The sequence below is a fragment of the Streptomyces pinistramenti genome (assembly GCF_020564935.1).
Lineage (GTDB): Bacteria > Actinomycetota > Actinomycetes > Streptomycetales > Streptomycetaceae > Streptomyces > Streptomyces pinistramenti.
This window is the reverse complement of sequence record NZ_JAJCXB010000056.1, coordinates 1-21,173: the sequence shown is the minus strand read 5'-3', so window position 1 is coordinate 21,173 and position 21,173 is coordinate 1. Positions and strand designations below refer to the sequence as shown.

The 21,173-nt window shown below is 71.7% G+C and carries 24 protein-coding genes and 1 pseudogene; 9 read left to right on the top strand and 16 right to left on the bottom strand.

The features are described 5' to 3' along the window. Nucleotides 1-61 precede the first annotated feature (61 nt). The 3 genes from tilS to dacB all read right to left on the bottom strand — a co-directional run bounded on the left by tilS (nucleotide 62) and on the right by dacB (nucleotide 4,132). Nucleotides 62-1,069 carry a tRNA lysidine(34) synthetase TilS gene (gene tilS, locus LIU39_RS28350; protein ID WP_227049764.1) on the bottom strand — a complete coding sequence of 336 codons (1,008 nt, stop codon included), beginning with the start codon at nucleotides 1,067-1,069 and terminating at the stop codon, nucleotides 62-64. Nucleotides 1,070-1,260: 191 nt separating this feature from the next. Beyond that, nucleotides 1,261-2,415: an Rv3626c family coenzyme F420 biosynthesis-associated protein gene (locus tag LIU39_RS28345; RefSeq protein WP_227049763.1), complete on the bottom strand. Its 1,155-nt coding sequence runs from the start codon at nucleotides 2,413-2,415 to the stop codon at nucleotides 1,261-1,263. Between the two features lie 85 nt (nucleotides 2,416-2,500). Further along, a complete protein-coding gene (gene dacB / locus LIU39_RS28340; RefSeq protein WP_227049762.1) occupies nucleotides 2,501-4,132 on the bottom strand; it encodes a D-alanyl-D-alanine carboxypeptidase/D-alanyl-D-alanine endopeptidase in 1,632 nt (543 codons plus the stop codon). A gap of 86 nt (nucleotides 4,133-4,218) precedes the next feature. Here dacB and LIU39_RS28335 point away from each other — a divergent pair, with 86 nt between their 5' ends. Beyond that, nucleotides 4,219-4,713 carry an inorganic diphosphatase gene (locus LIU39_RS28335; protein WP_108151010.1) on the top strand — a complete coding sequence of 165 codons (495 nt, stop codon included), beginning with the start codon at nucleotides 4,219-4,221 and terminating at the stop codon, nucleotides 4,711-4,713. A gap of 88 nt (nucleotides 4,714-4,801) precedes the next feature. Here the strand turns inward: LIU39_RS28335 and LIU39_RS28330 are convergent, their stop codons facing one another. Both LIU39_RS28330 and LIU39_RS28325 read right to left on the bottom strand, forming a co-directional pair. After that, nucleotides 4,802-6,583 (bottom strand): threonine/serine exporter family protein, encoded by a 1,782-nt coding sequence (locus LIU39_RS28330; RefSeq protein ID WP_227049761.1) that lies wholly within the window; start codon nucleotides 6,581-6,583, stop codon nucleotides 4,802-4,804. Between the two features lie 242 nt (nucleotides 6,584-6,825). Next, nucleotides 6,826-7,536 carry a DedA family protein gene (locus tag LIU39_RS28325; protein ID WP_227049760.1) on the bottom strand — a complete coding sequence of 237 codons (711 nt, stop codon included), beginning with the start codon at nucleotides 7,534-7,536 and terminating at the stop codon, nucleotides 6,826-6,828. A gap of 214 nt (nucleotides 7,537-7,750) precedes the next feature. On the opposite strand from LIU39_RS28325, the gene LIU39_RS28320 reads away from it, so the two are divergent. Next, nucleotides 7,751-8,119: a YbjQ family protein gene (locus LIU39_RS28320; protein ID WP_227049759.1), complete on the top strand. Its 369-nt coding sequence runs from the start codon at nucleotides 7,751-7,753 to the stop codon at nucleotides 8,117-8,119. Nucleotides 8,120-8,215: 96 nt separating this feature from the next. Here the strand turns inward: LIU39_RS28320 and LIU39_RS28315 are convergent, their stop codons facing one another. Further along, the gene (locus tag LIU39_RS28315; RefSeq protein WP_227049758.1) at nucleotides 8,216-8,974 is read right to left on the bottom strand and encodes a MerR family transcriptional regulator; all 759 of its coding nucleotides are present in this window, start codon (nucleotides 8,972-8,974) and stop codon (nucleotides 8,216-8,218) included. A 115-nt stretch (nucleotides 8,975-9,089) separates the two neighbouring features. Between LIU39_RS28315 and leuE the strand changes: the two genes are divergently transcribed. From leuE to gad, 3 genes are all read left to right on the top strand, one after another. After that, nucleotides 9,090-9,740, top strand: coding sequence for a leucine efflux protein LeuE (leuE, locus tag LIU39_RS28310; RefSeq protein WP_227049757.1), 651 nt, complete (start codon nucleotides 9,090-9,092; stop codon nucleotides 9,738-9,740). An 80-nt stretch (nucleotides 9,741-9,820) separates the two neighbouring features. After that, nucleotides 9,821-10,471 carry an NAD(P)H:quinone oxidoreductase gene (wrbA, locus tag LIU39_RS28305; RefSeq protein ID WP_227049756.1) on the top strand — a complete coding sequence of 217 codons (651 nt, stop codon included), beginning with the start codon at nucleotides 9,821-9,823 and terminating at the stop codon, nucleotides 10,469-10,471. A gap of 16 nt (nucleotides 10,472-10,487) precedes the next feature. Then, a complete protein-coding gene (gene gad / locus LIU39_RS28300) occupies nucleotides 10,488-11,903 on the top strand; it encodes a glutamate decarboxylase (protein ID WP_227049755.1) in 1,416 nt (471 codons plus the stop codon). Nucleotides 11,904-11,938: 35 nt separating this feature from the next. On the opposite strand, the gene LIU39_RS28295 is transcribed toward gad, so the two are convergent. The 4 genes from LIU39_RS28295 to LIU39_RS28280 all read right to left on the bottom strand — a co-directional run bounded on the left by LIU39_RS28295 (nucleotide 11,939) and on the right by LIU39_RS28280 (nucleotide 15,841). Continuing rightward, the gene (locus LIU39_RS28295; RefSeq protein WP_227049754.1) at nucleotides 11,939-12,619 is read right to left on the bottom strand and encodes a PadR family transcriptional regulator; all 681 of its coding nucleotides are present in this window, start codon (nucleotides 12,617-12,619) and stop codon (nucleotides 11,939-11,941) included. 89 nt (nucleotides 12,620-12,708) lie between these two features. Further along, entirely contained in the window at nucleotides 12,709-13,260 is a 552-nt protein-coding gene (locus LIU39_RS28290; protein ID WP_227049753.1) for a DinB family protein, read from the bottom strand. A 175-nt stretch (nucleotides 13,261-13,435) separates the two neighbouring features. Next, nucleotides 13,436-14,893 (bottom strand): aldehyde dehydrogenase family protein, encoded by a 1,458-nt coding sequence (locus LIU39_RS28285; RefSeq protein ID WP_227049752.1) that lies wholly within the window; start codon nucleotides 14,891-14,893, stop codon nucleotides 13,436-13,438. An 84-nt stretch (nucleotides 14,894-14,977) separates the two neighbouring features. Then, a complete protein-coding gene (locus LIU39_RS28280) occupies nucleotides 14,978-15,841 on the bottom strand; it encodes a Sco1979 family transcriptional regulator (protein ID WP_227049751.1) in 864 nt (287 codons plus the stop codon). A gap of 314 nt (nucleotides 15,842-16,155) precedes the next feature. Between LIU39_RS28280 and LIU39_RS28275 the strand changes: the two genes are divergently transcribed. Continuing rightward, nucleotides 16,156-16,638 (top strand): ATP-binding protein, encoded by a 483-nt coding sequence (locus LIU39_RS28275; RefSeq protein ID WP_227049750.1) that lies wholly within the window; start codon nucleotides 16,156-16,158, stop codon nucleotides 16,636-16,638. 66 nt (nucleotides 16,639-16,704) lie between these two features. On the opposite strand, the gene LIU39_RS28270 is transcribed toward LIU39_RS28275, so the two are convergent. The 5 genes and pseudogenes from LIU39_RS28270 to rpmG form a co-directional block, all read right to left on the bottom strand. Next, nucleotides 16,705-16,944, bottom strand: coding sequence for a DUF397 domain-containing protein (locus LIU39_RS28270; protein WP_227049749.1), 240 nt, complete (start codon nucleotides 16,942-16,944; stop codon nucleotides 16,705-16,707). A 265-nt stretch (nucleotides 16,945-17,209) separates the two neighbouring features. Continuing rightward, nucleotides 17,210-17,371: a 30S ribosomal protein S18 gene (rpsR, locus tag LIU39_RS28265; protein ID WP_372464074.1), complete on the bottom strand. Its 162-nt coding sequence runs from the start codon at nucleotides 17,369-17,371 to the stop codon at nucleotides 17,210-17,212. 144 nt (nucleotides 17,372-17,515) lie between these two features. Continuing rightward, nucleotides 17,516-18,566, bottom strand: a pseudogene (locus LIU39_RS28260) (GTP-binding protein). Further along, the gene (locus LIU39_RS28255) at nucleotides 18,566-18,820 is read right to left on the bottom strand and encodes a type B 50S ribosomal protein L31 (RefSeq protein WP_227049748.1); all 255 of its coding nucleotides are present in this window, start codon (nucleotides 18,818-18,820) and stop codon (nucleotides 18,566-18,568) included. The pseudogene LIU39_RS28260 and the gene LIU39_RS28255 overlap by 1 nt, the downstream one beginning before the upstream one ends. Nucleotides 18,821-18,825: 5 nt before the next feature. Beyond that, nucleotides 18,826-18,984, bottom strand: a complete 159-nt coding sequence (gene rpmG, locus LIU39_RS28250) for a 50S ribosomal protein L33 (RefSeq protein WP_227049747.1) — start codon at nucleotides 18,982-18,984, stop codon at nucleotides 18,826-18,828. Between the two features lie 76 nt (nucleotides 18,985-19,060). Between rpmG and rpmB the strand changes: the two genes are divergently transcribed. The 3 genes from rpmB to tatA all read left to right on the top strand — a co-directional run bounded on the left by rpmB (nucleotide 19,061) and on the right by tatA (nucleotide 19,937). Continuing rightward, on the top strand, nucleotides 19,061-19,297 hold the full coding sequence (gene rpmB, locus LIU39_RS28245; RefSeq protein WP_227049746.1) for a 50S ribosomal protein L28: 237 nt from the start codon (nucleotides 19,061-19,063) through the stop codon (nucleotides 19,295-19,297). After that, a complete protein-coding gene (gene rpsN / locus LIU39_RS28240) occupies nucleotides 19,297-19,602 on the top strand; it encodes a 30S ribosomal protein S14 (protein WP_227049745.1) in 306 nt (101 codons plus the stop codon). The genes rpmB and rpsN overlap by 1 nt, the downstream gene beginning before the upstream one ends. A gap of 113 nt (nucleotides 19,603-19,715) precedes the next feature. Then, on the top strand, nucleotides 19,716-19,937 hold the full coding sequence (gene tatA / locus LIU39_RS28235) for a Sec-independent protein translocase subunit TatA (RefSeq protein ID WP_227049744.1): 222 nt from the start codon (nucleotides 19,716-19,718) through the stop codon (nucleotides 19,935-19,937). A 30-nt stretch (nucleotides 19,938-19,967) separates the two neighbouring features. Here the strand turns inward: tatA and LIU39_RS28230 are convergent, their stop codons facing one another. Continuing rightward, nucleotides 19,968-20,813, bottom strand: coding sequence for a nitrilase-related carbon-nitrogen hydrolase (locus LIU39_RS28230; protein ID WP_227049743.1), 846 nt, complete (start codon nucleotides 20,811-20,813; stop codon nucleotides 19,968-19,970). Nucleotides 20,814-21,173 lie beyond the last annotated feature (360 nt).

The window sequence follows — 21,173 nt, the reverse complement described above, 5'->3', positions numbered from 1 at the left end:
TCTCGCTCGGTTCGGTGTTCATGTCAGTCGTGAGACTCATGAAGCGGGGCAGTCCTGCGGCTCAGCCCTGCCGAATGACCAGTCTGCCACCCTGCCGTCGAACACCGACGCGCCCGGGGAGGTTGATGGCGCCCTGACCACGCCAGGCCGTGATCAGCCGGTCCACTTCCTCGATGTGGCGGGCGAAGAGCGAACCGGCGGGCGAACCCGCCGCGATGGCGGCCCTGCGCAGCACTCGGCGGCGTACCGCGGCGGGCAGCGCGAACAGCCCGGCGACGTCCAGAACGCCGCCGCCGACGAGGACCGTGCGCTCCGCGTCGGCCGCCCAGGAGTCCAGGGCGTCGGCGTCGTCACGGGAGAGCTGCGCGGTACGGGCCAGGGCCTCCACGACGCCCTTGCCGAGCGCCTTTTCGAGCGCGGGCAGCCCTTCGTGGCGCAGCCGGGAGCGGGTGTAGGAGGGGTCGGCGTTGTGCGGGTCGTCCCAGACCGGCAGCGACTGGATCAGGCACGCCTTGCGGGCGGTCTGGCGGTCCAGCTCCAGGAAGGGCCGGCGGTAGCGACCGTGCCGGCCGGTGGTGGCGGCCATGCCGGAGAGCGAGCGGGTGCCGGAGCCGCGGGCGAGGCCGAGCAGTACGGTCTCCGCCTGGTCGTCGCGGGTGTGGCCGAGGAGGACGGCGGCGGCGCCGAGGCGGTCGGCGGTCGCGTCGAGTGCGGCATAGCGGGCGTCACGGGCGGCGGCTTCCGGGCCGCCTTCCTTGCCGACGGAGACGGCCACCGACTCGACCGGGTCGAGCCGCAGGCCCCGCAGCCGCAGCACGACCTCGGCCGCGCGCACGTCGGACCCCGCCTGGAGGCCGTGGTCGATGGTCACGCCGCCCGCCCGGACGCCCAGCTTGGGCGCTTCGAAGGCGAGGGCGGAGGCGAGCGCCGTGGAGTCGGCGCCGCCGGAGCAGGCGACGAGCACGAGCGGGGGCTCGGCCGTGCCCTGCGTGCAGTGCTGGTTCAACACGTCGTGGAGTACGCGGCGGACCGCCAGGCGTATCGCGGCGACCGCTGGATGGGGACCCATGTCCGTTTCCAATCGTTCAGCTGGGGAGCCTCGGTGCGCGACGAGCAATTCGTCACACAGAGTGCCTAGATGGTGACAGAGGTGAGCAGTTCCCCGAGCATTGCACGCCTATCCACCGGTCACGGTCCCTCAGAAGGGTGATTGAGAGGGCGTTCATCTGCCGTGCGACGTGCCCGCGGCTCCCAGCTGCCTTACCGTGCCCCGCCCCCAGAAGCGCCCTGACCCCGTACGCGGGCGACCCAGTCGGCGGGCGCGGCGATCTCCTGCTTGGTGGGGAGGGTGTTCGGCGAGGTCCAGACGCGGTTGAAGCCGTCCATGCCGATGTCGTCGACGACGGCGCGTACGAACCGCTCGCCGTCGCGGTACTGCCGCAGCTTGGCATCCAGGCCCAGGAGCTTGCGCAGGGCCAGGTCGAGCCGCCCGGCGCCGCTGGCCCTGCGCTTCTGGAACTTCTCGCGGATCTCCGCGACCGAGGGCACCACGTCGGGCCCCACGCCGTCCATGACGAAGTCGGCGTGGCCCTCCAGGAGCGACATCACGGCGGTCAGCCGGCCGAGGATCTCGCGCTGGACGGGCGTCTGCACGAGGTCGACGAGCGAGCGGCCGCCGTCCTCGCCCTCCTCGCCCTCGGGCCGGGCGCCGGACAGCGACTGGGCGGCCTCGCGCAGCCGCTCCAGGAGGGTGCCGGGATCGATGTCGGTCTCCGCGAGGAAGGACTGGATCTCGCCCTCGATGTGATCGCGCAGCCAGGGGACGGCGGTGAACTGGGTGCGGTGGGTCTCTTCGTGGAGGCACACCCACAGGCGGAAGTCGTGCGGGTCGACCTCCAGTTCCCGTTCGACGTGCACGATGTTCGGCGCGACGAGCAGCAGCCTGCCGCCCTGGGCCGCGGCGGGCAGTTCGCGGGACGCGGGGGCGAACGTCTCGTACTGGCCCAGCACGCGGGAGGACAGGAACGACAGCAGCATGCCCAGCTCGACGCCGGTCACCTTGCCGCCGACGGCACCGAGCACGGCGCCCCCGGGGACGTTGGAGCGGCGGTCCTCCATCTTGTCCAGCAGCGGCTTGAGCACCGCCCGGAACCCGGCGACGTTGGCCTTGATCCAGCCGGGCCGGTCGACGACCAGGACCGGGGTGTCGTGCGGCGCCTCGCCCTCGGGGCCCGGCTGCGCCATCCGGGTGAAGGCGCGGACGTGTTCCTCGGAGGACTTGGCGTGCCTGCGCAGCTCGGCGACGATCGCCCGCGCCTCGTCCCGGCTCACCTCTGGACCGGGCCGCACGAACCGGGTCGCGGTCGCCACCGCGAGATTCCAGTCGACCATCTCGACACCACCGATGCTCGTCATGCGTTCACGGTACGTGGGCCGTTGGCTCGGGCATAGCCGACCGGGGTTTTGCAGTGCGGGCGGGCGCCTGCCGCGCCGTCCGGATTCAGCGGCAGCCGCAGTTGGCGACCGCCGACGCGAGGGTGTCCAGCGCCTTCTGGGCGCCCTGGGCGTCGGTGGTGCCGCTGGTCATGAAGGCGAAGACGAGCAGCCGTCCGTCGGCGTCGACGACGGTGCCGGCCAGGGTGTTCACGCCGGTGAGGGTGCCGGTCTTGGCCCGTACCGCACCGGCGCCGGCGGTGTGGCCGTAGCGGTCGCTGAGGGTGCCGGTGAAAGCGGCAACGGGCAGGCCGGTGACGATCGGGCGCAGCTCGGGGTGGTCGGGTGCGGCGGCGCGCAGGAGGAGGTGGGAGAGCAGTCCCGCGGTGACCTTGTCGTCACGGTCGAGGCCGCTGCCGTCCGCGAACTTCGCGCCGGCCAGCGGCAGTTGCCGGGCGGCGAGCGCCTTGCGTACGGCGGTGGCGGCGCCGGCGAAGCTCACCGGCTCGCCCGCGCCGACGGCGGTCTGCCGGGCCAGTCCTTCGGCGATGTCGTTGTCGCTGTAGGTCAGCATCCGCTCGACGAGGTCGGACAGCGGCAGGGAGCGGACCGCGGCGATCCGGTCGGCCTCCTTGGGGGCGTGGGCCGCGGCCGGGTCGCCCTGGACGTCGATGCCGCGGGCCCGGAGCAGGCCGGCGAACGCGCGGGCCGCGGCGGCGGCCGGGTCGGCGTCCCGCGGCGCGGTGCCGTGGTCGCTGTCGTCGAGCCGTCCCTCGTCGGCCATCAGGGCGCTGACCGGGGCGATGTTCTCGTTGGGGCCGATGGGGTGCTCGGGGGGCCCGGAGTAGAGCGAGGTGTCGTAGCCGAGGGCAACCTCGGTGGTGCCGCGCTTCTTGAGCGTGCGGGCGGTGTCGTCGGCGAGGGTGTGCAGGTTGGCGGGGCGCTGGTCGGCGTCGCCCTTGGGCGGGCGGGCGGTGAGCGTCGGGTCGCCGCCGCCGACGAGCACGATCCGGTCCCCCCCGGCACCCTTGCCCTTCTCACCCTTCTCGCCCTTCTCGCTCTTGCCGGAGCCCGCCACGACGGTGGTCGCGATGCGGTGGTCGGGCCCGAGCGTGGACAGCGCGGCAACGGCGGTGGCGAGCTTGACGGTGGACGCGGGGGTCGACGCGGCGCCCGGCTTGGCGCTGAAGATCTCGCGCCCGGAGGCGACATCGAGGACGGACGCGGTGCGCAGCGGGCCCAGCGCCCGGCTCTTGAGCAGCGGGGTGAGCGCGTGGGCGAGCCCGGCTCCGGTGGGCGCGGGCGCCGCGCCGCGTCCTGATGCGGCCCGGTCGAAGGCGCCGGCCGCGGGCAGGACCTGCGGGGTGCCGGGCCCCGGGCCCGCACCCGGGCCGGGGGCGCCGGAGTGATGCTCGCCACCTGTACCGGCCGCCGCCCCTGCGCGTGCCCGCTCGGCCGTACGCTGACCCGAGTCCCACGGCCCGGCCGTCGCCACCGCGGCGGTCGCGACCGCCAGACCTGCGACGGCGGACACCGTGGTCAGCCGCCAGGTCTGCCGCGTACGCAGCGGCGCGGACCGCCACGCCTGCTGTACGTCACGCCCGGCCGCCCGTGCGGTGCGCGACGCGGTGCGCGCGGCGGACTTCGCCGACCGTTGCGCCGATTGCCATCTGACCTGCCACGATCCGGTCTCCGGCACCTCGGACCAGCCCCTTTCGCCACCACACACCTGCGTGGGGGACACTTAATCACCAGACCTATGTGTTGATCATGGAGGAGCCACCCGTGGAGTTCGACGTCACCATCGAGATCCCGAAGGGTTCGCGGAACAAGTACGAGGTGGACCACGAGACCGGTCGGATCCGCCTGGACCGTCGACTCTTCACCTCGACCAGCTACCCGGCCGACTACGGCTTTGTCGAGAACACCCTGGGCGAGGACGGCGACCCGCTGGACGCGCTGGTCATCCTGGACGAGCCGACCTTCCCCGGTTGCCTCATCAAGTGCCGCGCCATCGGCATGTTCCGGATGACGGACGAGGCGGGCGGCGACGACAAGCTGCTGTGCGTGCCCGCGTCCGACCCGCGCGTGGAGCACCTGCGGGACATCCACCACGTCTCGGAGTTCGACCGCCTGGAGATCCAGCACTTCTTCGAGGTCTACAAGGACCTGGAGCCCGGCAAGTCCGTCGAGGGCGCGAACTGGGTCGGCCGCACCGAGGCCGAGGCCGAGATCGAGGCGTCCTACAAGCGCCTGGAGGCGCAGGGCGGCGCCCACTGACGGTGGCCGTCCCGGGGTCCTTCGCCGTTCCCCGGACCCGGCGCCGTTCGCGTACGGCGGGGCCGTCGGAAGGCCATCGGGCCCCGGGTCAGAAGCCCCTGGTGCGCTTGGCGGCGCGGCGGCCGCCGGCTGCGGTCTCGATGCCGGGGGCGCGGAGAAACAGCCGGGCGACCTCGCTTCCGAGGTTCACGCCGACGGCGATGGCCAGCGCCAGCGAGACCGCCTTGATCAGTGACGAGATGCCGTCGAGAAGGTTGCCCTGGGCGAAGTTGAGCAGCCCGAAGTACGTGGCGCTACCGGGCAGCAGCGGGCCGATGGCCGCGGTGACGTAGGGCAGCGCGGAGGCGTAGCGGTAGCGGGAGAGCAGCTGCCCGAAGAGGCCGACCAGTCCCGCGGCGATGGCGGTGGCGGGCACCGCGTTGAGTTTGGCGACGTTGGCGAGCGCGCCGTAGACGACCCACGCCACCCCGCCGTTCAGCGTCGCGAACGCCACGGTGTGACGTTCCTGCTGAAGCAGCACACAGAACGCGAGCGCCAGCATCATGGACGCGACGATCTGCACCAGCGGCGCGTTGTAGACGTGCAACGCCTGCTCGGGGTTGAGGCGCTCAAGGCCCGGATCCACCTGGAGCCCGATGTAGAGCACGCTGAGCACGCCGACGACGATGCCGACGATGAGGTAGCCGACCTCCAGGAGACGGGCGGACGCGGTGATGTAGTAGCCGGTCAGGCCGTCCTGGACGCCGGCGACCAGCGCCCGTCCCGGGATCAGCGCGAACAGCCCACCGGTGATCACGGCGGACGCCTGCACGTTGGCGTGCGCGAGGCCGAACCCCACGCCCATCATGGCGGGCGGCATCGCGGCCACCACGAACTGGTAGAACTCGGGCAGCCCGCGCCCGGACGCCAGCCACGCCAGCCGGTCGCCGAGCATCGAGCCGACCGCGGCCGCGACGAACACCAGCAGCCCGCCGCCGACCAGCATGGAGGCGGCGCCGGACAGCAGCCCGGAGGCCAGGGTCAGCGCCCAGCTGGGGAACGGGTGGCGGTTACGGCGGATCTCGGCGAGCCCGCGGTACGCCTCTTCGAGGGTGATGCCCTCGGACGTGATGTCGTCGACGAGCCGGAAGACCGCGGACAGCCGGGTGTAGTCGACGCCGCGGCGCCGCACCGTCCTGCTGGCCGTGACCGGGTCGTCGACCAGCGAGGGCTGGTACGAGATGGACAGCAGTGTGAAGGTGACGGTCGGCTCGACGCGTTCCAGGCCGTAGGCGTGCGCGACGCCGAACATCGCGGCCTCGACGTCCTCGGCGCCCTCGCCGCCGGCCAGCAGGATCTCGCCGATACGGAGCGTCAGGTCGAGCACGCGCGGGACCGCGGGACCGGTCTCGTCGGTCCGCTCGGCGCGCTCGGGGACCGGGCGCTCGTGGACCGGCATCCGCAGCATGGTGCGCATCCGGTCCTGCCAGGGCGCCTCCTTGGTGAGGCTGATGACGGGGATACCGTGCGGCGGCGTGAAGGCCGGAAATCCGCCACCTGGCAGCGGCGTCTGGCCCGTGGTGGTGCCACCGGGCGGCGCGAACGCCGAGCCCTCCTGCTCCGCGGACACCTCCGGGCGCAGCCCCTCGGGCAGCGCGAACTCGGATGTGGTGCTGCTTTCGTCCTCGGGCAGCGGCGGGTACGGCACGCCCATCGGCGGCGTGAAGGCGCTGCGCGCCTCGTCAGCCGACGGCCTCCGGTCCTCGTCGGACGGCTCCGGGCCGTTGCCCGACGCGGTGCCGCCGTTGCCGTTCCGCCCGCTCTTCGAGCCGTTGTGGGAGTGCGGTGTGCCGTTGGTGCCGCGCTGGCCGCGCTGTGGGTCCGACGCCACGTCTCTTCGCTCCTCGTACGCCTCATGCGACCGTCAAGGACACGATGCCTGATGGCGTGCCGGTGCGCGCGGGCCGGGGGGTGTTTCCCGGCCGCCCTACGGGCCGGCGGGGGTGGTTCGGGGGTGCGCCGGCGTGCCGCAGAGGTGCGGGCCGCGCTCCGGCGGCGGGGCCGGCCACGGCTGCGCGCCCCTGGTGCGCCCGCCGCCGCAGGACGCGGGGCGGCGCGGCGCCCGTACGGGTGTCAGCGCTTGGCGTGCCGTCCGCGGCGGCCGTCGCCGCCGTTCGGCTGGAGGGCGGCGGCCTGGCCGGGGACCTCGGCGGCGGCCGCCTTCTTGGCCTTGCCGCGGGCCCGGAGGAACTCGACGGCGATCGGCACCACCGAGATCAGCACGATCAGGACCAGCATGGCCTCGATGTTCTTGTGCACGAACGCGATGTTGCCCAGCGCGGCGCCGAGCAGCGTGACACCCGCGCCCCACAGGGTGCCGCCGATGACGTTGAAGATGAGGAACGAGCGGTAGTTCATCCGGCTCACACCGGCGATGATCGGCGTGAACGTCCGCACGATCGGTACGAAGCGGGCCAGGATCAGCGACTTGGGGCCGTACTTCTCGAAGAAGTCGTGCGCCTTCTCGACGTTCTCCTGCTTGAAGAGCCGGGAGTCGGGCCGCTTGAACAGCGAGGGGCCGACCTTGCGCCCGAAGAGATAGCCCGCCTGGTCACCGAGCACCGCGGCCAGCACGACCAGCGCGCACACCGCCCACAGCGGCAGGTCGATCTTGTTCGTGGTCACCAGCAGGCCGGTGGTGAACAGCAGGGAGTCACCCGGCAGGAAGAAGCCGATCAGCAGGCCGGACTCCGCGAAGACGATGACCAGGACGCCGATCAGGCCGTACGTGGCGATCAGGTAATCCGGGTCCAGCCACTGGGGGCCGAGCGCGAGAGTGTTCACGGGGTGCAGGCTCCTGGGTCGAGGGCGCCGGATCGCGCGGTGCGACGGGGAAGCGACGGGGATACGGGCGCGGTGTGCGGCCCAAAGCTATCAACGCCGGATGACACCCCGTGGTTCCGTCCGGCCCCGGGACGGCCGCACCCCCGCGGCCTCCCCCGGCGGACTGGCTCACCGGGCCCTGCCACGCGATGCTGATCGCCAAGGAGGTGCACACATGGGCATCGAGGAGTACGGCGGCGGACAGCAACCCCAGTCCGACGTCCTGGTGGTGACGACGAACGACGTCCCCGGATTCACCGTGCAGCAGGTCATCGGCGAGGTCTTCGGGCTGACCGTCCGCTCCCGTCATCTGGGCAGCCAGATCGGCGCCGGGCTGAAGTCGATGATCGGCGGCGAGCTGAAGGGCCTGACCAAGACCCTGGTCGAGACCCGTAACCAGGCCATGGAGCGCCTGGTCGAGCAGGCCCGCTCGCGCGGCGCGAACGCGGTGCTGATGTTCCGCTTCGACGTCACCGAAGCGGCCGACGTCGGCACCGAGGTGTGCGCCTACGGCACCGCGGTGGTCCTCGCGCCGCAGAGCTGACCGGAGCGGCACGGGCCGCCCGCGCGGACGGGCCGGGGGCGCGCTCCCCGGCCCGTCCGCCTCACCGCCCTGCGGCGGCTGTGCCTGTGCCGCAGTTCACGCCCGCCGCTCCGCGTTGGCCAGGATGGCGTCGCGCAGGTAGACGGCCAGGCCCGGTCGGATCGCCTCGTAAGTGGCCGTAAATCGCTCATCGTCGACGTACATCCTGCCGAGCCCGGTGTGGATCTCGTAGGTGCAGTCGTAGTACGCACCGCAGATGAACTGCCGGTGTTCCTCGGCGACCGCCGTCGCCTCGTCGGATGCGGCGGGCACCCCCGCGTCGAGCAGCGCGGCCAGCCGCGCGTGGACGGCGTCCATTTCGGCCGTCAGCCGCTTCCAGTCGTCCTTGGTGTACGCGGCCGTCCTGCGCTGGGACTCGCGGTACGCGTCCGTCTGCCCCCAGCGCTCGTGGACCTCGTCCTCGTACACGTCGGGATCGAAGTCGCCGAAGACCTCGAACTTCTCCTCCGGTGTGAGCCGTACGTTCATCCGTCGTGCCTCCATCGCCTTTTCGACGGCCGCGGCCATCTCCTGGAGCCGGCCGATCCGCTCGCCGAGCAGCCGGTGCTGACGCCGCAGGTGTTCTTGCGGGTCGGCGTCCGGGTCGTCCAGGAGTACCGCGACCTCGTCGAGCGGAAAGCCGAGCTGCCGGTAGAACAGGATCTGCTGGAGCCGGTCCAGATCGGTATCGGTGTACCGCCGGTGACCTGCGTGATTACGCGCGCCGGGCACCAGCAGGCCGATCTCGTCGTAGTGGTGCAGGGTGCGCACCGTGACCCCGGCGACGCCCGCGGTCCGTCCCACCGAGTAGCTCATTTCCGCTCCCTTCCCGGTACGTGTGCCACGTTCCCTCCTCCCGCCGCGTGAGGTGCAAGTCCGCATCCTGAAAAGGCGTGCGGGGAAAGGGCCCGGGGGTGCGATCCTTCGTCCCATGCTGGGGATAACGGACCTTTCCACGTATCTGGCGGGACTCGCGCTGATCATTCTGCTGCCGGGCCCGAACTCGCTGTACGTCGTCTCGGTGGCGGCCAGGCGCGGCCCGCGCGTCGCGTACCGCGCGGCGGCCGGAGTGCTCTGCGGCGACACGGTGCTGATGACGCTGTCGGCGGGCGGCGTGGCCTCGCTGCTCCAGGCCAGCCCGGTGCTCTTCACGGTCGTCAAGTTCGCGGGCGCGGGCTATCTGACCTGGCTGGCGTTCGGGATGCTGCGCGGCGCGGTGGCGCTGTGGCGCGGCCGTGAGGCGCGCCGCGAAGAGAGCGACGGGCCGAAGGCGGCCGTCGAGCGGCCGTACCGCAGGGCGCTGGTGGTCAGCCTGCTCAACCCGAAGGCGATCTTGTTCTTCATCTCTTTCTTCGTGCAATTCGTCGACCCGTCCTACGCGCACCCGGTCCTGTCGTTCCTGACGCTGGGCGCCTGGGCGCAGCTGTTCAGCTTCACGTACCTGTCGATCCTGATCTTCAGCGGGACGTACCTGGCGGCGACCTTCCGGCGCCGCCGGAAGCTGACGGCCGGCCTGTCGGCGGGCGCCGGCGCGGCGTTCCTGGGCTTCGCGGCGAAGCTGTCGATGGCCGGCGCGGGCTGACCCGGGGCCTGCGCCCTTTGGCCGTACACCGCAGGCCACCGCACCTCCTGCGCCCCTATGTTCGGCTCAGGAGGTGCGCCATGTCCCCGCCCGACGCCCCTGAAGGACACGACGGTCCCGCCGTGAACGTGGCGGTCATCTACTACTCGTCGACCGGTACCGTCGCCCAGCTCGCCCAGCTCATCGCGGACGCCGCCGAGCACGCAGGGGCCGACGTACGGCTGCGCAGGGCCACCGAGCTGGCGCCGCAGGCCGCCATCGACTCCAACCCGGCCTGGGCGGCCAACGCCGCCGCCACCGCCGACATCCTGGAGGCCGTCCCCGAGGACATGCTCTGGGCGGACGCGGTGATCTTCGGCAGCCCGACCCGGTTCGGCAACGTGACGTCCCAGCTCAAGCAGTACATCGACACGCTGGGCGGCCTCTGGCAGCAGGGCAGGCTGGCCGACAAGGTCTACAGCGGCTTCACCGCGACCGCGACCCGGCACGGCGGCCAGGAATCCACCCTGCTCGCGCTCTACCAGACCGTCCACCACTTCGGCGGCATCCTCATCGCCCCCGGCTACACCGATCCGGCGAAGTTCACCGACGGCAATCCGTACGGCACCTCGCACGTCGGCGGCCCCGACACCCCGCTCGACGACGATGCCCGCGCCGCGGCCGCGATCCAGGCCCGGCGGGTGGTGAAGTTCACCCGGGCCCTCAAGTCCGGCCTTTCCGCGACGGATTGACGGGTAGCCGCAGCAGATGACTCTCCACAAAGGCACGCCCGGCAGTGACCGCGACCGGGCCGGGCGCCCGGTCAACCCGTTCTACGGCGAGGCCGACCCGGTCGCCGGCATGAGCAGCTCGCCGCCCCGGCACACCCTGCCCGAAGGCCCCATCTCCCCGCACACCGCCTACCAGTTCGTGCACGACGAGCTGATGCTGGACGGCAATTCCCGGCTCAACCTGGCGACCTTCGTCACCACCTGGATGGAGCCGCAGGCCGGGGTCCTGATGGACGAGTGCCGGGACAAGAACATGATCGACAAGGACGAGTACCCGCGCACCGCCGAGCTGGAGAAGCGCTGCGTGGCGATGCTCGCCGACCTCTGGCACGCGCCCGACCCGTCGGCCACCGTCGGCTGCTCGACGACCGGATCGAGCGAGGCGTGCATGCTCGCCGGGATGGCCTTCAAACGGCGCTGGGCGCTGCGCAACAAGGACCGCTATCCCGGCAGCGCCCGGCCCAACCTCGTGATGGGCGCCAACGTCCAGGTCTGCTGGGAGAAGTTCTGCAACTTCTGGGAGGTCCAGGCGCGCCAAGTCCCCATGGAGGGCGACCGCTTCCACCTCGATGCCGAGTCGGCCGCGGCACTGTGCGACGAGAACACCATCGGCGTGGTGACGATCCTCGGCTCGACCTTCGACGGGTCGTACGAGCCGGTGGCCGAGGTGTGCGCGGCGCTCGACGGCCTCCAGGAGCGCACCGGGTGGGACATTCCGGTGCACGTGGACGGCGCGTCGGGCGCCATGGTCGCGCCGTTCCTCGACCCCGAGCTGACCTGGGACTTCCGGCTGCCGCGGGTCGCCTCCATCAACACGTCGGGCCACAAGTACGGCCTGGTCTACCCGGGCGTCGGCTGGGCGCTGTGGCGGGACGCCGGCGCCCTGCCCGAAGAGCTGGTCTTCCGCGTCAACTACCTGGGCGGCGACATGCCGACCTTCGCCCTGAACTTCTCCCGGCCCGGCGCGCAGGTCGCCGCTCAGTACTACACGTTCCTGCGGCTCGGCCGGGACGGCTTCCGCGCCGTCCAGCAGGCCACCCGCGACGTGGCCCGCTCGCTGGCCGAACGCATCGGCGCGCTCGGCGACTTCCGCCTGCTCACCCACGGCGACCAGCTGCCGGTCTTCGCCTTCACCACCGCCGACGACGTCACCGCCTTCGACGTCTTCGACGTGTCCCGGCGGATGAAGGAACGCGGCTGGCTGGTGCCCGCGTACACCTTCCCGCCGCACCGCGAGGACCTGTCCGTGCTCCGGGTGGTCTGCCGCAACGGCTTCTCGCTCGACCTCGCCGACCTCTTCCTCGCCGACCTGACCCAGCTGCTGCCCGAACTACGGCGCCAGGAAGGCCCGTTGGACCGTCCGGAGTCGGTGGCGACGGCGTTCCACCACTGACCGGTGCGGCTCCGGGGCACATCGCCACGTCCCGCTCAGCCCCCGCCCGGCCCGTCGTCCCCCTCGGCGTCCCTCCCCGCGCCGCCAGGCCGGCCGTGCTCCCCGGCCGCGTACGGATTGGCGGCGCCGTCAGGAAGCACCCCGACGAACGGCTCGCCCTCGCCGGCGAACACGTACGCACCGGCCTCGATCCGCTCGATCAGGCCGCGCGTCCACGCGGCGCCGCTGTCCGCCGCGTGCACCCACATGTTCATGATCTCGCCGATGTGGCCGAGCGCTTCGGGGCCGTCATCGGGCGTGTAGTACCCGGTGACCGTGGCCCGCCACTCCGCCAGCGCCCGCACCCGCTCCCTGAGCAGCGCCACCGCCTCGGCGCGCGGCAGGTCGACGACGAAGCCGATGCCGGCGCTCAGTTCGTCGGTCTTCCGGTCGGGCTGCGACAGTGCGGCCCGCAGCAGCGTGAAGAACTCCGTCCCGCCCGCCGCGGTCAGCTCGTACTCCGTGCGCGGCGGGCCGCCGACCGTGCTCGGCGCGAGGTCATGCGCCTGCAACAGGCCCTGCTTCGCCATCTGCTTGAGCGCGTGATAGATCGACCCTGGCTTGGCGTTGGACCACTCGTGGGCGCCCCAGAACTCCAGGTCGTTGCGCACCTGATAGCCGTGCGCCCGCCCGTGCTGCCGCACCGCGCCCAGCACCAGCAGCCGGATCGCCGACATCGTCCCTCCGCCCCTGGCCGCACCGGGCGAGCCTCCGCACCCGGTGCGGCCAGCCTAGACGCCCACCGGGCGCGGGCGGCGGCCACCCGTTACGCCCCCTGCTGCGCCGCCCGCTCCTCGTCCACCAGGGCGAAGGCCGTCTTGCCGTCCAGGGACTCGCGGATGATGTCGGCGTGCCCCGCGTGCCGGGCCGTCTCCTCGATCAGGTGCAGCACGAGCCAGCGCATCGACTGCGTGGCCCGCGGCGGGTACCACGGCGCCTCCGGCAGCGGGAAGGTGTCGTTCAGGCTCGGCACGGACCGGATGAACCCCTCGGTCCTGCGGGCGACCTCGTCCCAGAACGCCAGGACTCCGGCGACCGTCTCGCCCTCCGCCAGCCGGAAGCTCAGCGGCCAGGTCTCCTGGGTCCTGACGAGGGAGTGCGGCACCTCCCGGGCCGTCTCCACCCAGGTCTGCTCGGTCTCCGCGACGTGCTTGAGCAGCCCGCCCAGCGACAGCTCCCCCGCGGTCGGCTGCCGCCGCGCGCCCTCCTCGCTCAGCCCGAGCGCCGCGCGCCGCAGCCCGCCGCGCTGCGCCTCCAGGAAGGCCAGGAGCGCGCCCCGCTCGTCACCATGGGCCTCGGCAGGAACGTGAGTCGGCATGACAGCCGCCTTTCGTGAAGTCCCGGTGCGGCGCGGCCGTCCGCCGCCCGCCTTCCGACCCCCCGCACGCTACGGAGCCATGCGGACAGCCGCTGTCCGCATGGCTCCGGTGTCGCACGGAAACCCCGGTACGGGCCGCCGCCTGGAGACGGGGGACACCCGGCCGGGAGTGACCTCAGAACGGGAAGCGTGACCTGCCGTGCTGGATGGAGATCCACTTGGTGGTGGTGAACGCCTCCACCACCGCGTCGCCGTTGAGCCGGCCCACGCCGGAGCTCTTCTCGCCGCCGAACGGCACGATCGGCTCGTCGTGCACCGTGCCGTCGTTGATGTGGATCATGCCGGTCTCGATCCGCTTGGCGAACCGCACCCCGCGCTCGATGTCCGCGGTGTGCACCGCGCCGCTGAGCCCGTACGGCGTCGCGTTGGTGAGCCGCACCGCTTCCTCGTCACCGTCGAACGGCACCAGCAGCACCACCGGGCCGAAGATCTCCTGCCCGAGGATCCACGAGTCCTGCGGCACGTCACCGAGCACGCTCGGCGCGACGAGCGTGCCGCGGGTCTCACCGTGGACGAGCGCGGTGGCACCCTCGGCGACGGCCCTGCCGACCATCGCGGAGACCGCCTCGGCCTGCCCCTCGTTGATCAGCGGCCCGATGTGGGTCTGCGGATCCACCGGGTCGCCCACCTTCAGGGACGCGACCTTCGCCACGAACTTCTCGGTGAACTCCCGCTCCACCGCCCGGTCCACCAGCACACGGTTGGCCGCCATACAGACCTGGCCCTGGTGGACGAACCGGCTGAAGACCGCCGCGTCCACCGCGTAGTCGAGGTCCGCGTCGTCGAGGACGACCAGCGCGCTGTTCCCGCCCAGCTCCAGGACCGCGTGCTTGAAGTGCGCGGCGGCGACCGTCGCGACGTGCCGGCCGACCTTCTCCGAGCCGGTGAAGGAGATCACCCTGGGCACCGGATGCTCGATCAGCGCGTCACCGATCTCGGCGATGTCGGTGACCACGACGTTGAGCACACCGGCCGGCAGCCCGGCCTCCTCGAAGATCTTCGCGACCAGACCGCCGCCGCAGATCGGGGTGTTCTGGTGCGGCTTGAGCACCACGGCGTTGCCCAGCGCGATGGCCGGAGCCACCGACTTCATCGACAGCAGCAGCGGGAAGTTGAACGGGCTGATCACCCCGACGACCCCGACCGGCAGCCGGTAGAGGCGGTTCTCCTTGCCGTCGATGGGCGACGGCAGGATGCGGCCCTCGGCGCGCAGCGCCAGCTGCATGGCCTCCCGCAGGAATTCCCTGACCAGGTGCAGTTCGAAGCCCACCTTGGCGTGGGTGCCGCCGACCTCCGCGGCTATCGCGTCGGACAGCTCAGCCTCACGCGCATCGACGATTTTCAGCGCCCGCTCGAAAACCAGCCGCCGGGTGTACGGATTGACCTCGGCCCATTCGCGCTGCGCACGTTCGGCCGCACGGTACGCCTGGTCGATCTCCTCGGCCGTGGCGACCGGGATGGAGGCCAGCTTTTCCCCGTTGTAGGGGTTGAAATCGACGATGTCCCAAGAGCCGCTACCCGAGCGCCACTCGCCGTCGATGAACTGAAATGCCACGTCGTCGAAGAAGGACATACGAACCCGATCTGGAGAACAGGGCGCTCAGGGCGCCGCATTGGGGGGTGCTGACTCCTGATGGTTTGTCATCCTACCCACGCGTCACATCAATTGGAGTAGACCACGGAGGAGGTCCCGGGACTCGGCCGGATTCGGGCCCTCTTCCTGCAAGCGGGCCATCACCCGGGCGTACAGCGCCACTTCCTCGGGCTTGTCCACATACAGGGCGCTGGTCAGCTGCTCCAGGTAGACGATGTCCGGCAGGCCCGACTCCTGGAAGCCGAGCATGGTGAAAGCCCCGCTCTCACCGGCATGCCCGCCGATACCGAAGGGCATGATCTGGAGGCGCACGTTCGGCCGCTCCGATACCGCTATCAAATGTCTCAACTGGTCCCGCATCACCTGTCTTTCGCCGTACGGACGGCGCAGGGCGGCCTCGTCGAGCACGCAGTCGAACTGCGCGGGCCGCTCGGCCAGCAGCAACTTCTGCCGTTCGAGCCGTAGCGCGACCCGGCGCTCCACCTCCGCCGCCGGCGCGTCCGGCATCCCGCGTCTGACGACGGCGTCGGCGTACTCCTCGGTCTGCAACAGGCCGTGGATGAACTGGACTTCATAGGTACGGAGCGCGGATGCGGCGCCTTCCAGGCCGACGTACGTCTGGAACCATCCGGGCAGCACGTCGGAGTAACTGTGCCACCAGCCCGCGACATTGGCCTCGCGCGCGAGGGACTGGAGCGCCTCGCGTTCCTTCTCGTCGCCGACGCCGTACAGCGCGAGGAGGTCTTCCACATCCCTCGACTTGAAGCTGACCCGGCCCAACTCCATGCGGCTGATCTTCGATTCGGATGCGCGGATCGAATAACCCGCCGCTTCACGGGTTATCCCGCGCGACTCCCGTAGCCGGCGTAGCTGCGATCCCAGCAGGATGCGCCGCACCACCGACCCGCTCGACTCACTTGCGGACACCTCTCCGACCCTCCCGTGGCCCCCACCCGCTCAATAGTGCGCCGCAGTCTGCCACGTTCCCACGTCGTTGAGTGCTCATACGGTTACTGATATGTGAGGCCCGTCCTAGCTCTCCACAAGAAGAAGCCAAGAAGAATTGCCCGCGAACCGGAACGCTCCCCCGCAATCGCGGCACGTGCACGTGCATCTGCCCTTGCATCTGACGTACGCATTCGGAACCATGGGCGTCGCACGCATGCACGCTCGTGAAAGATCCGCCAGATCCGGCTGACCGGCCAGGGTCATGACGTCCGCGAACGCCAGGAGTGCCTCGCATGGGGACCAAGGTTTTGACCATGCTCGAGCCGTTGTGGCAGGGCTTTCCTCCCGTCGATCCCTGGGCAGCCTCCGGATCCGCCTCCTGCATCCTCCCGCCACACTACGAATCGGTAAGCGGTGCACGGAAGTTCACCCGCGAGACGCTCCGGGGCTGGGACCTGGACGACCTCTTCGACGGAGTCGGCCTGGTGGTGTCCGAACTGGTCACCAACGCCCTGCGGCACGCGCTGCTCGCCGCCCCCGCGCTCTCCGACACCCCGCCGCCGGCCCGGCTCCATCTGATGCGCTGGTCCTCGCGGCTGGTGTGCGCGGTGCGCGATCCCAGCGACGATTCGCCGGTCGCGGGCGAGGCCGACTCCGGCGCGGAGTCCGGGCGCGGACTGCACCTCGTCGACTCGTTCAGCGACAGCTGGGGCTGGCACCCGCTGTCCGGTGCCCCGCACGGCAAGATCGTGTGGGCGCTCTTCCGGCTGCCGTAGCCCGGCCGCTCCCCGTACGGGCACGGCGGCCCGCAGGTCCGCCCCCCCCCGCAAGTCGCGGCGGGCTCAGTCGCGCACCAGGTGGTCGAACTCCCCGTCCTTGACGCCGAGCAGCATCGCCTCGACCTCGGCCGGCGTGTAGATGAGCGCGGGCCCGTCCGGGAACCGGGAGTTGCGTACCGCTATCTCCCCGCCCGGAAGCTTGGCGAACTCCACGCAGGAGCCCTGGGAGTTGCTGTGCCGGCTCTTCTGCCAGGCCGCCGCACGGAGATCCGTTGCGGCCATGCCGTTGTATGCGTGGGGCACAGGAGTCTCCCGGGTGATGACTGGTGTTCAACTGCCCGGGATCATAGCTGCGTTCACATGCAGATGCATGCGCATATGCAAGTGCACGACAGGGGGTGCCGACGCCGTTACTGCACGTCGAGCGCCTGCCCTGCCGTACACCTGCACGCACATTCGGCCGGTAACCGCCCCTGCTGTCCGGCGCACGACGCGGCGGCGCGGGGCGCGGCGGCACGGCGCGGGGGCGAGCCGGTGGAGAGACGTACGCCACGCCCCGCGGGTTCCCTCACCGCGACGCGTACGGCAGCAGCGCCATCTCCCGGGCGTTCTTGATCGCCCGCGCCAGCCGCCGCTGCTGCTGCGCGGTGACCCGGGTCACCCGGCGGCTCCGGATCTTCCCGCGGCCGGAGAGGAACTTCCGCAGCAGATCGGCCTCCTTGTCATCGATGCAGGTGACGCCCGCCGCGTCGAGCGGACCGGGGCGGGGGGGCGGACGTCCGGCGCGGGTCGGACCGACGGGCCATGGCGGGGAACTTCCTTACGGGGTACGGGATATGGGATATGGGGCGCGGCGGACGGGCGGAACCCGCGGCTACGGAACGGGATCGAGCAGCGCGTCGAAGGCGGGCGGCAGGCTCTTCCGGACCGACGGGCCGCCCGCGAACTCCGCGTCGGCGAGCAGGCAGAAGTCCGGCAGCGAGGCCGGCCCCTCCCGGTCCGGGCCGGGCGAGGTGAAGAGCAGGTGCTGCCCGCGGCCGCCGCGCTCCGGATGCCGGTCCAGCGCGGCGGCGGCCCGGCGCACCGGCGGCACCAGCTCCCAGGCGGCGTCCGGCAGCGAGGCCGGCCACGGCCCGGCGTTCTCGACGCACAGCGCGCCGCCGGCCGCGTCCCAGGACAGCAGCGCGTCGGGCCGGTCGGCCGGCCAGAAGCGGCCACGGCTGCGCGCCGCCGCGCAGGTCAGGTCCTCCAGCGCGCGGCATGGAGCCGCCCGGGGTGGAACGGCCTGGTGTGCTGCCGGACGAGCGTGGCCACCCCGCCCTCGTCGGCCTCCTGCGGCAGCAGGGCGCACGCCGGGTGCTGGCGGTCAGCGGCCGCCTCGACACCGAACCCGGCGACCGCCGCGGCCGCCAACTCCGGAGAATCGACGGCCACTTGGCGCGCCATCGGGTGCAGCTGCCGTAACAGCGCCAGGTCGGCCTCGTCCGCCGTCTCCTCCCCCGGCACCAGCACGAGCACCGGCGAGCACCCCAGCTGCCGCGCCCAGGTGTCGGCGGCGGTGCGCCGGTCGGAGGCGGCCGCGGCGAGACCCGCGTCGGCCAGATCGTCGCCGCACCCGAGGTAGGGCAGCAGCGGCGCCGGACTGACCGCGGTGGTCACCCCGGCCAGTCCGAGGTTCGCACTGTCGGCACCAGGTCCTCGCACAGCGCGCAGCACGCGCAGTCGTTGACCGGCGGCGCCTCACCGGTGCCGAACGTGCCCGACGCGTCCCTGACGGTCCGCACGAGGGTGCCGTCGGCCGCCGACGCCAGATCGCGGCGGAGGAGGGCGACGCCGCCCGGCACGGTGCGCAGCAGCCGCTCGTCGGCGGCCCGCCGCGCGTCCGCGTGCAGGCCGCCGACGAGGACGACAGCGCGCCGCTCCATCAGCGGGCTCCGCCCTTGCCGTAGCGGCGCTCGAAGCGCTCGACGCGCCCCGCGGTGTCCAGCACCCGGGCGGTGCCGGTGTAGAAGGGGTGGCTCGCCGACGAGATCTCGACGTCGATGAGCGGATAGGTCCGCCCGTCCTCCCACTCGATCGTCTGGTCGCCGGTGGCGGTCGAACAGGTCAGGAAGGCGAAGTCGGCGGCCCGGTCACGGAAGACGACGGGCCCGTACGCGGGGTGGATTCCGGGCTTCATGAAGCTCAGCGCTCCTCTCGGAAGGTGACGTGCCGGCGGGCGACCGGGTCGTACTTGCGCAGCACGAGGCGGTCGGGGTCGTTCCGGCGGTTCTTGCGGGTGACGTAGGTGAAGCCGGCGGCGGACCGGAGCCTCACCACCTGACGTAGTTCGTTGCGGGCCATGTGGTTAGCATACGGAAATGATTTCCATTTTCAATAGGCTCTCATCGGGAGCCCCCACCGAAGGGACCGCATCACCATGTCCGCCCACTGCCTGCTGACCGGCCGCAAGCCCGGCTTCGGCAACTCCGTCTCCCATTCGCACCGGCGCACCGCACGCCGCTTCGACCCGAACATCCAGCGCAAGCGCTACTGGCTGGAGAGCGAGGGCCGGCACATCCGGCTCACGCTGAGCGCCAAGGGCATCAGGACCATCGACACGATCGGGATCGAGGCGGCCGTCGCCCGGATCCGCGCACGAGGGGAAAAGATCTGATGGCCGAGCAGGGCAAGATCGCCAAGAACGAGAAGCGGCGCGCGACCGTGGCCCGCTACGCCGCCCGCCGCGCCCTGCTGAAGGCCGTCATCCGCAACCCGCAGACCCCGGACGAGGAGCGGCTGGCCGCCCGGCACGAACCGGCCCGCCGGCCGCGCGACGCCGACGCCACCCGGGTACGCAACCGCGGCAGCGTCGACGGCCGCCCCCGCGGCTACCTCCGCGCCTTCGGCCTCTCCCGCGCCAGGGTGCGTGAGCAGGCCCACGCCGGCCACCTCCCGGGAGTGCGCAAGCCCAGCTGGTAGCCCCCGCCCGGCCGTCCGGACCGGGGGGTGCGACCCCTTGGCCGGACGGCCGGACCGTTCCGGTCATACTGGGCAGAACGTCCGCAGGCACCCCCGACGAAAGCGAGCGCGACATGCTCCGGAACGCCTTCGAACCCTGGCACCTCATCTTGATCATCGCGGCACTCGTGCTGCTCTTCGGCTCGAAGAAGCTGCCCGACATGGCCCGCGGCCTCGGCCGCTCGATGCGCATCCTCAAGTCCGAGACCAAGGCGCTCAAGGAAGAACGGCAGACCGACGAGCCGCACACCCCGGCCGCCACCACCCCGCGCCCGGAGTCGGCCACCGGCCACTGACCGCACACGGCCGCCCGGAGGCGGCAGCGCTCAGCTGTCCCCACCCTCCTCGATCAGCCGCCGCACCTCGCGGTCGATCAGCCCCAGCCGGGCCTCGGCGACCAACGGCACGGAGCGGCGCTGCCGGCGTGCCTCGGACAGATCGATGTCGATGGTGACCAGCGCGGGCTCCCACTTGGGCGCCTGCGCCACCACCGACCCCCGGGGATCCACCACCCGCGAGCCGCCCCAGAAGGACGCCCCGTTCTCGTTGCCGACCCGGTTGACGAAGACCACCCAGCACTGAAGCATCTTCGCCGTATGGAACAGCAGGGTGTCCCAGTACAGGCCGGTGTCCATCGCCTCCGGATCCAGGCTGGCCGCACTGTTCGTCGGCACGAACAGCACCTCCGCCCCGTCCTGCACCGCCAGCCACGGCAGCACCGGCTGCCACGCGTCGTTGCAGACCAGCGTCGCGCCCCGCCCGCCGCTCGGCGACTTCGTCAGGTCGTACGCCCGCAGCGACTGCCCAGGGCTCACATGCTTGCGCTCCTCCCAGGCGAGATAGTTCGGCAGATAGAGCTTCCGGTGCGCGTGCACCAGCGCCCCGCCCGCATAGTGCGCCGACGTGTTGTACGCCCGCAGGCTGGTGTGCTCGTGAAAACCGACCTGGACATCCGGGCCCAGCGTGCTCAGCTCCAGCAGCCGCGGATCCCGCGCCTCGACGGACATGTCACGCTCCAGGGCGCCCAAGTGATAGCCGTGCAGGCTGAGTTCGGGAAACACCACCAGATCCGCACCCTGAGCTGCGGCCTGCTCGATCTGCTCCCGGGCGACGGCAAGGTTCTCCGGGACGTCCCCCAGGACGCAGTCCGTCTGCGCCAGCGCTATCCGCATCGCCGCACCTCACCCATTCATCACCTTTTGCGGCATTTCCTCCTGCCATCCTCCCAGAGGTCACCCGATCCGTCCCGGCACCTCCCCACACCCCACCCGACACCGCCCCGCCCCCCGTCCGCCGCCGCATCGCTTCCCCGCCACGGACGCCATACGCCGCCCCTGGCCGAGCCCTCCGCGCCACTTCAAACCCCCGGCGGAGGCCGCTCCCACCAATGAGCGAATGAACGATCCTGCCCGTGCCGGGGCGGATGTTCACGCGTTGATCCGCACAGTCCGTCGTCCGACCGCCCGGTGGCTTCCAGCCGCAGCGCCACCGGCAGCGTGGTACGACGGCGCGCGGTCGAGACGGCCGTCGGC

Coding starts and splice junctions, on each gene's coding strand:
- wrbA (WP_227049756.1), top strand. CDS start 9,821: ATGTCCCCGCCCGACGCCCCTGAAGGACACGACGGTCCCGCCGTGAAC.
- tatA (WP_227049744.1), top strand. CDS start 19,716: ATGCTCCGGAACGCCTTCGAACCCTGGCACCTCATCTTGATCATCGCG.
- LIU39_RS28230 (WP_227049743.1), bottom strand. CDS start 20,813: ATGCGGATAGCGCTGGCGCAGACGGACTGCGTCCTGGGGGACGTCCCG.
- LIU39_RS28315 (WP_227049758.1), bottom strand. CDS start 8,974: ATGAGCTACTCGGTGGGACGGACCGCGGGCGTCGCCGGGGTCACGGTG.
- rpmB (WP_227049746.1), top strand. CDS start 19,061: ATGTCCGCCCACTGCCTGCTGACCGGCCGCAAGCCCGGCTTCGGCAAC.
- leuE (WP_227049757.1), top strand. CDS start 9,090: ATGCTGGGGATAACGGACCTTTCCACGTATCTGGCGGGACTCGCGCTG.
- rpsN (WP_227049745.1), top strand. CDS start 19,297: ATGGCCGAGCAGGGCAAGATCGCCAAGAACGAGAAGCGGCGCGCGACC.
- rpmG (WP_227049747.1), bottom strand. CDS start 18,984: ATGGCCCGCAACGAACTACGTCAGGTGGTGAGGCTCCGGTCCGCCGCC.
- tilS (WP_227049764.1), bottom strand. CDS start 1,069: ATGGGTCCCCATCCAGCGGTCGCCGCGATACGCCTGGCGGTCCGCCGC.
- LIU39_RS28295 (WP_227049754.1), bottom strand. CDS start 12,619: ATGTCGGCGATCCGGCTGCTGGTGCTGGGCGCGGTGCGGCAGCACGGG.
- LIU39_RS28285 (WP_227049752.1), bottom strand. CDS start 14,893: ATGTCCTTCTTCGACGACGTGGCATTTCAGTTCATCGACGGCGAGTGG.
- gad (WP_227049755.1), top strand. CDS start 10,488: ATGACTCTCCACAAAGGCACGCCCGGCAGTGACCGCGACCGGGCCGGG.
- LIU39_RS28290 (WP_227049753.1), bottom strand. CDS start 13,260: ATGCCGACTCACGTTCCTGCCGAGGCCCATGGTGACGAGCGGGGCGCG.
- LIU39_RS28320 (WP_227049759.1), top strand. CDS start 7,751: ATGGGCATCGAGGAGTACGGCGGCGGACAGCAACCCCAGTCCGACGTC.
- LIU39_RS28275 (WP_227049750.1), top strand. CDS start 16,156: ATGGGGACCAAGGTTTTGACCATGCTCGAGCCGTTGTGGCAGGGCTTT.
- LIU39_RS28345 (WP_227049763.1), bottom strand. CDS start 2,415: ATGACGAGCATCGGTGGTGTCGAGATGGTCGACTGGAATCTCGCGGTG.
- LIU39_RS28255 (WP_227049748.1), bottom strand. CDS start 18,820: ATGAAGCCCGGAATCCACCCCGCGTACGGGCCCGTCGTCTTCCGTGAC.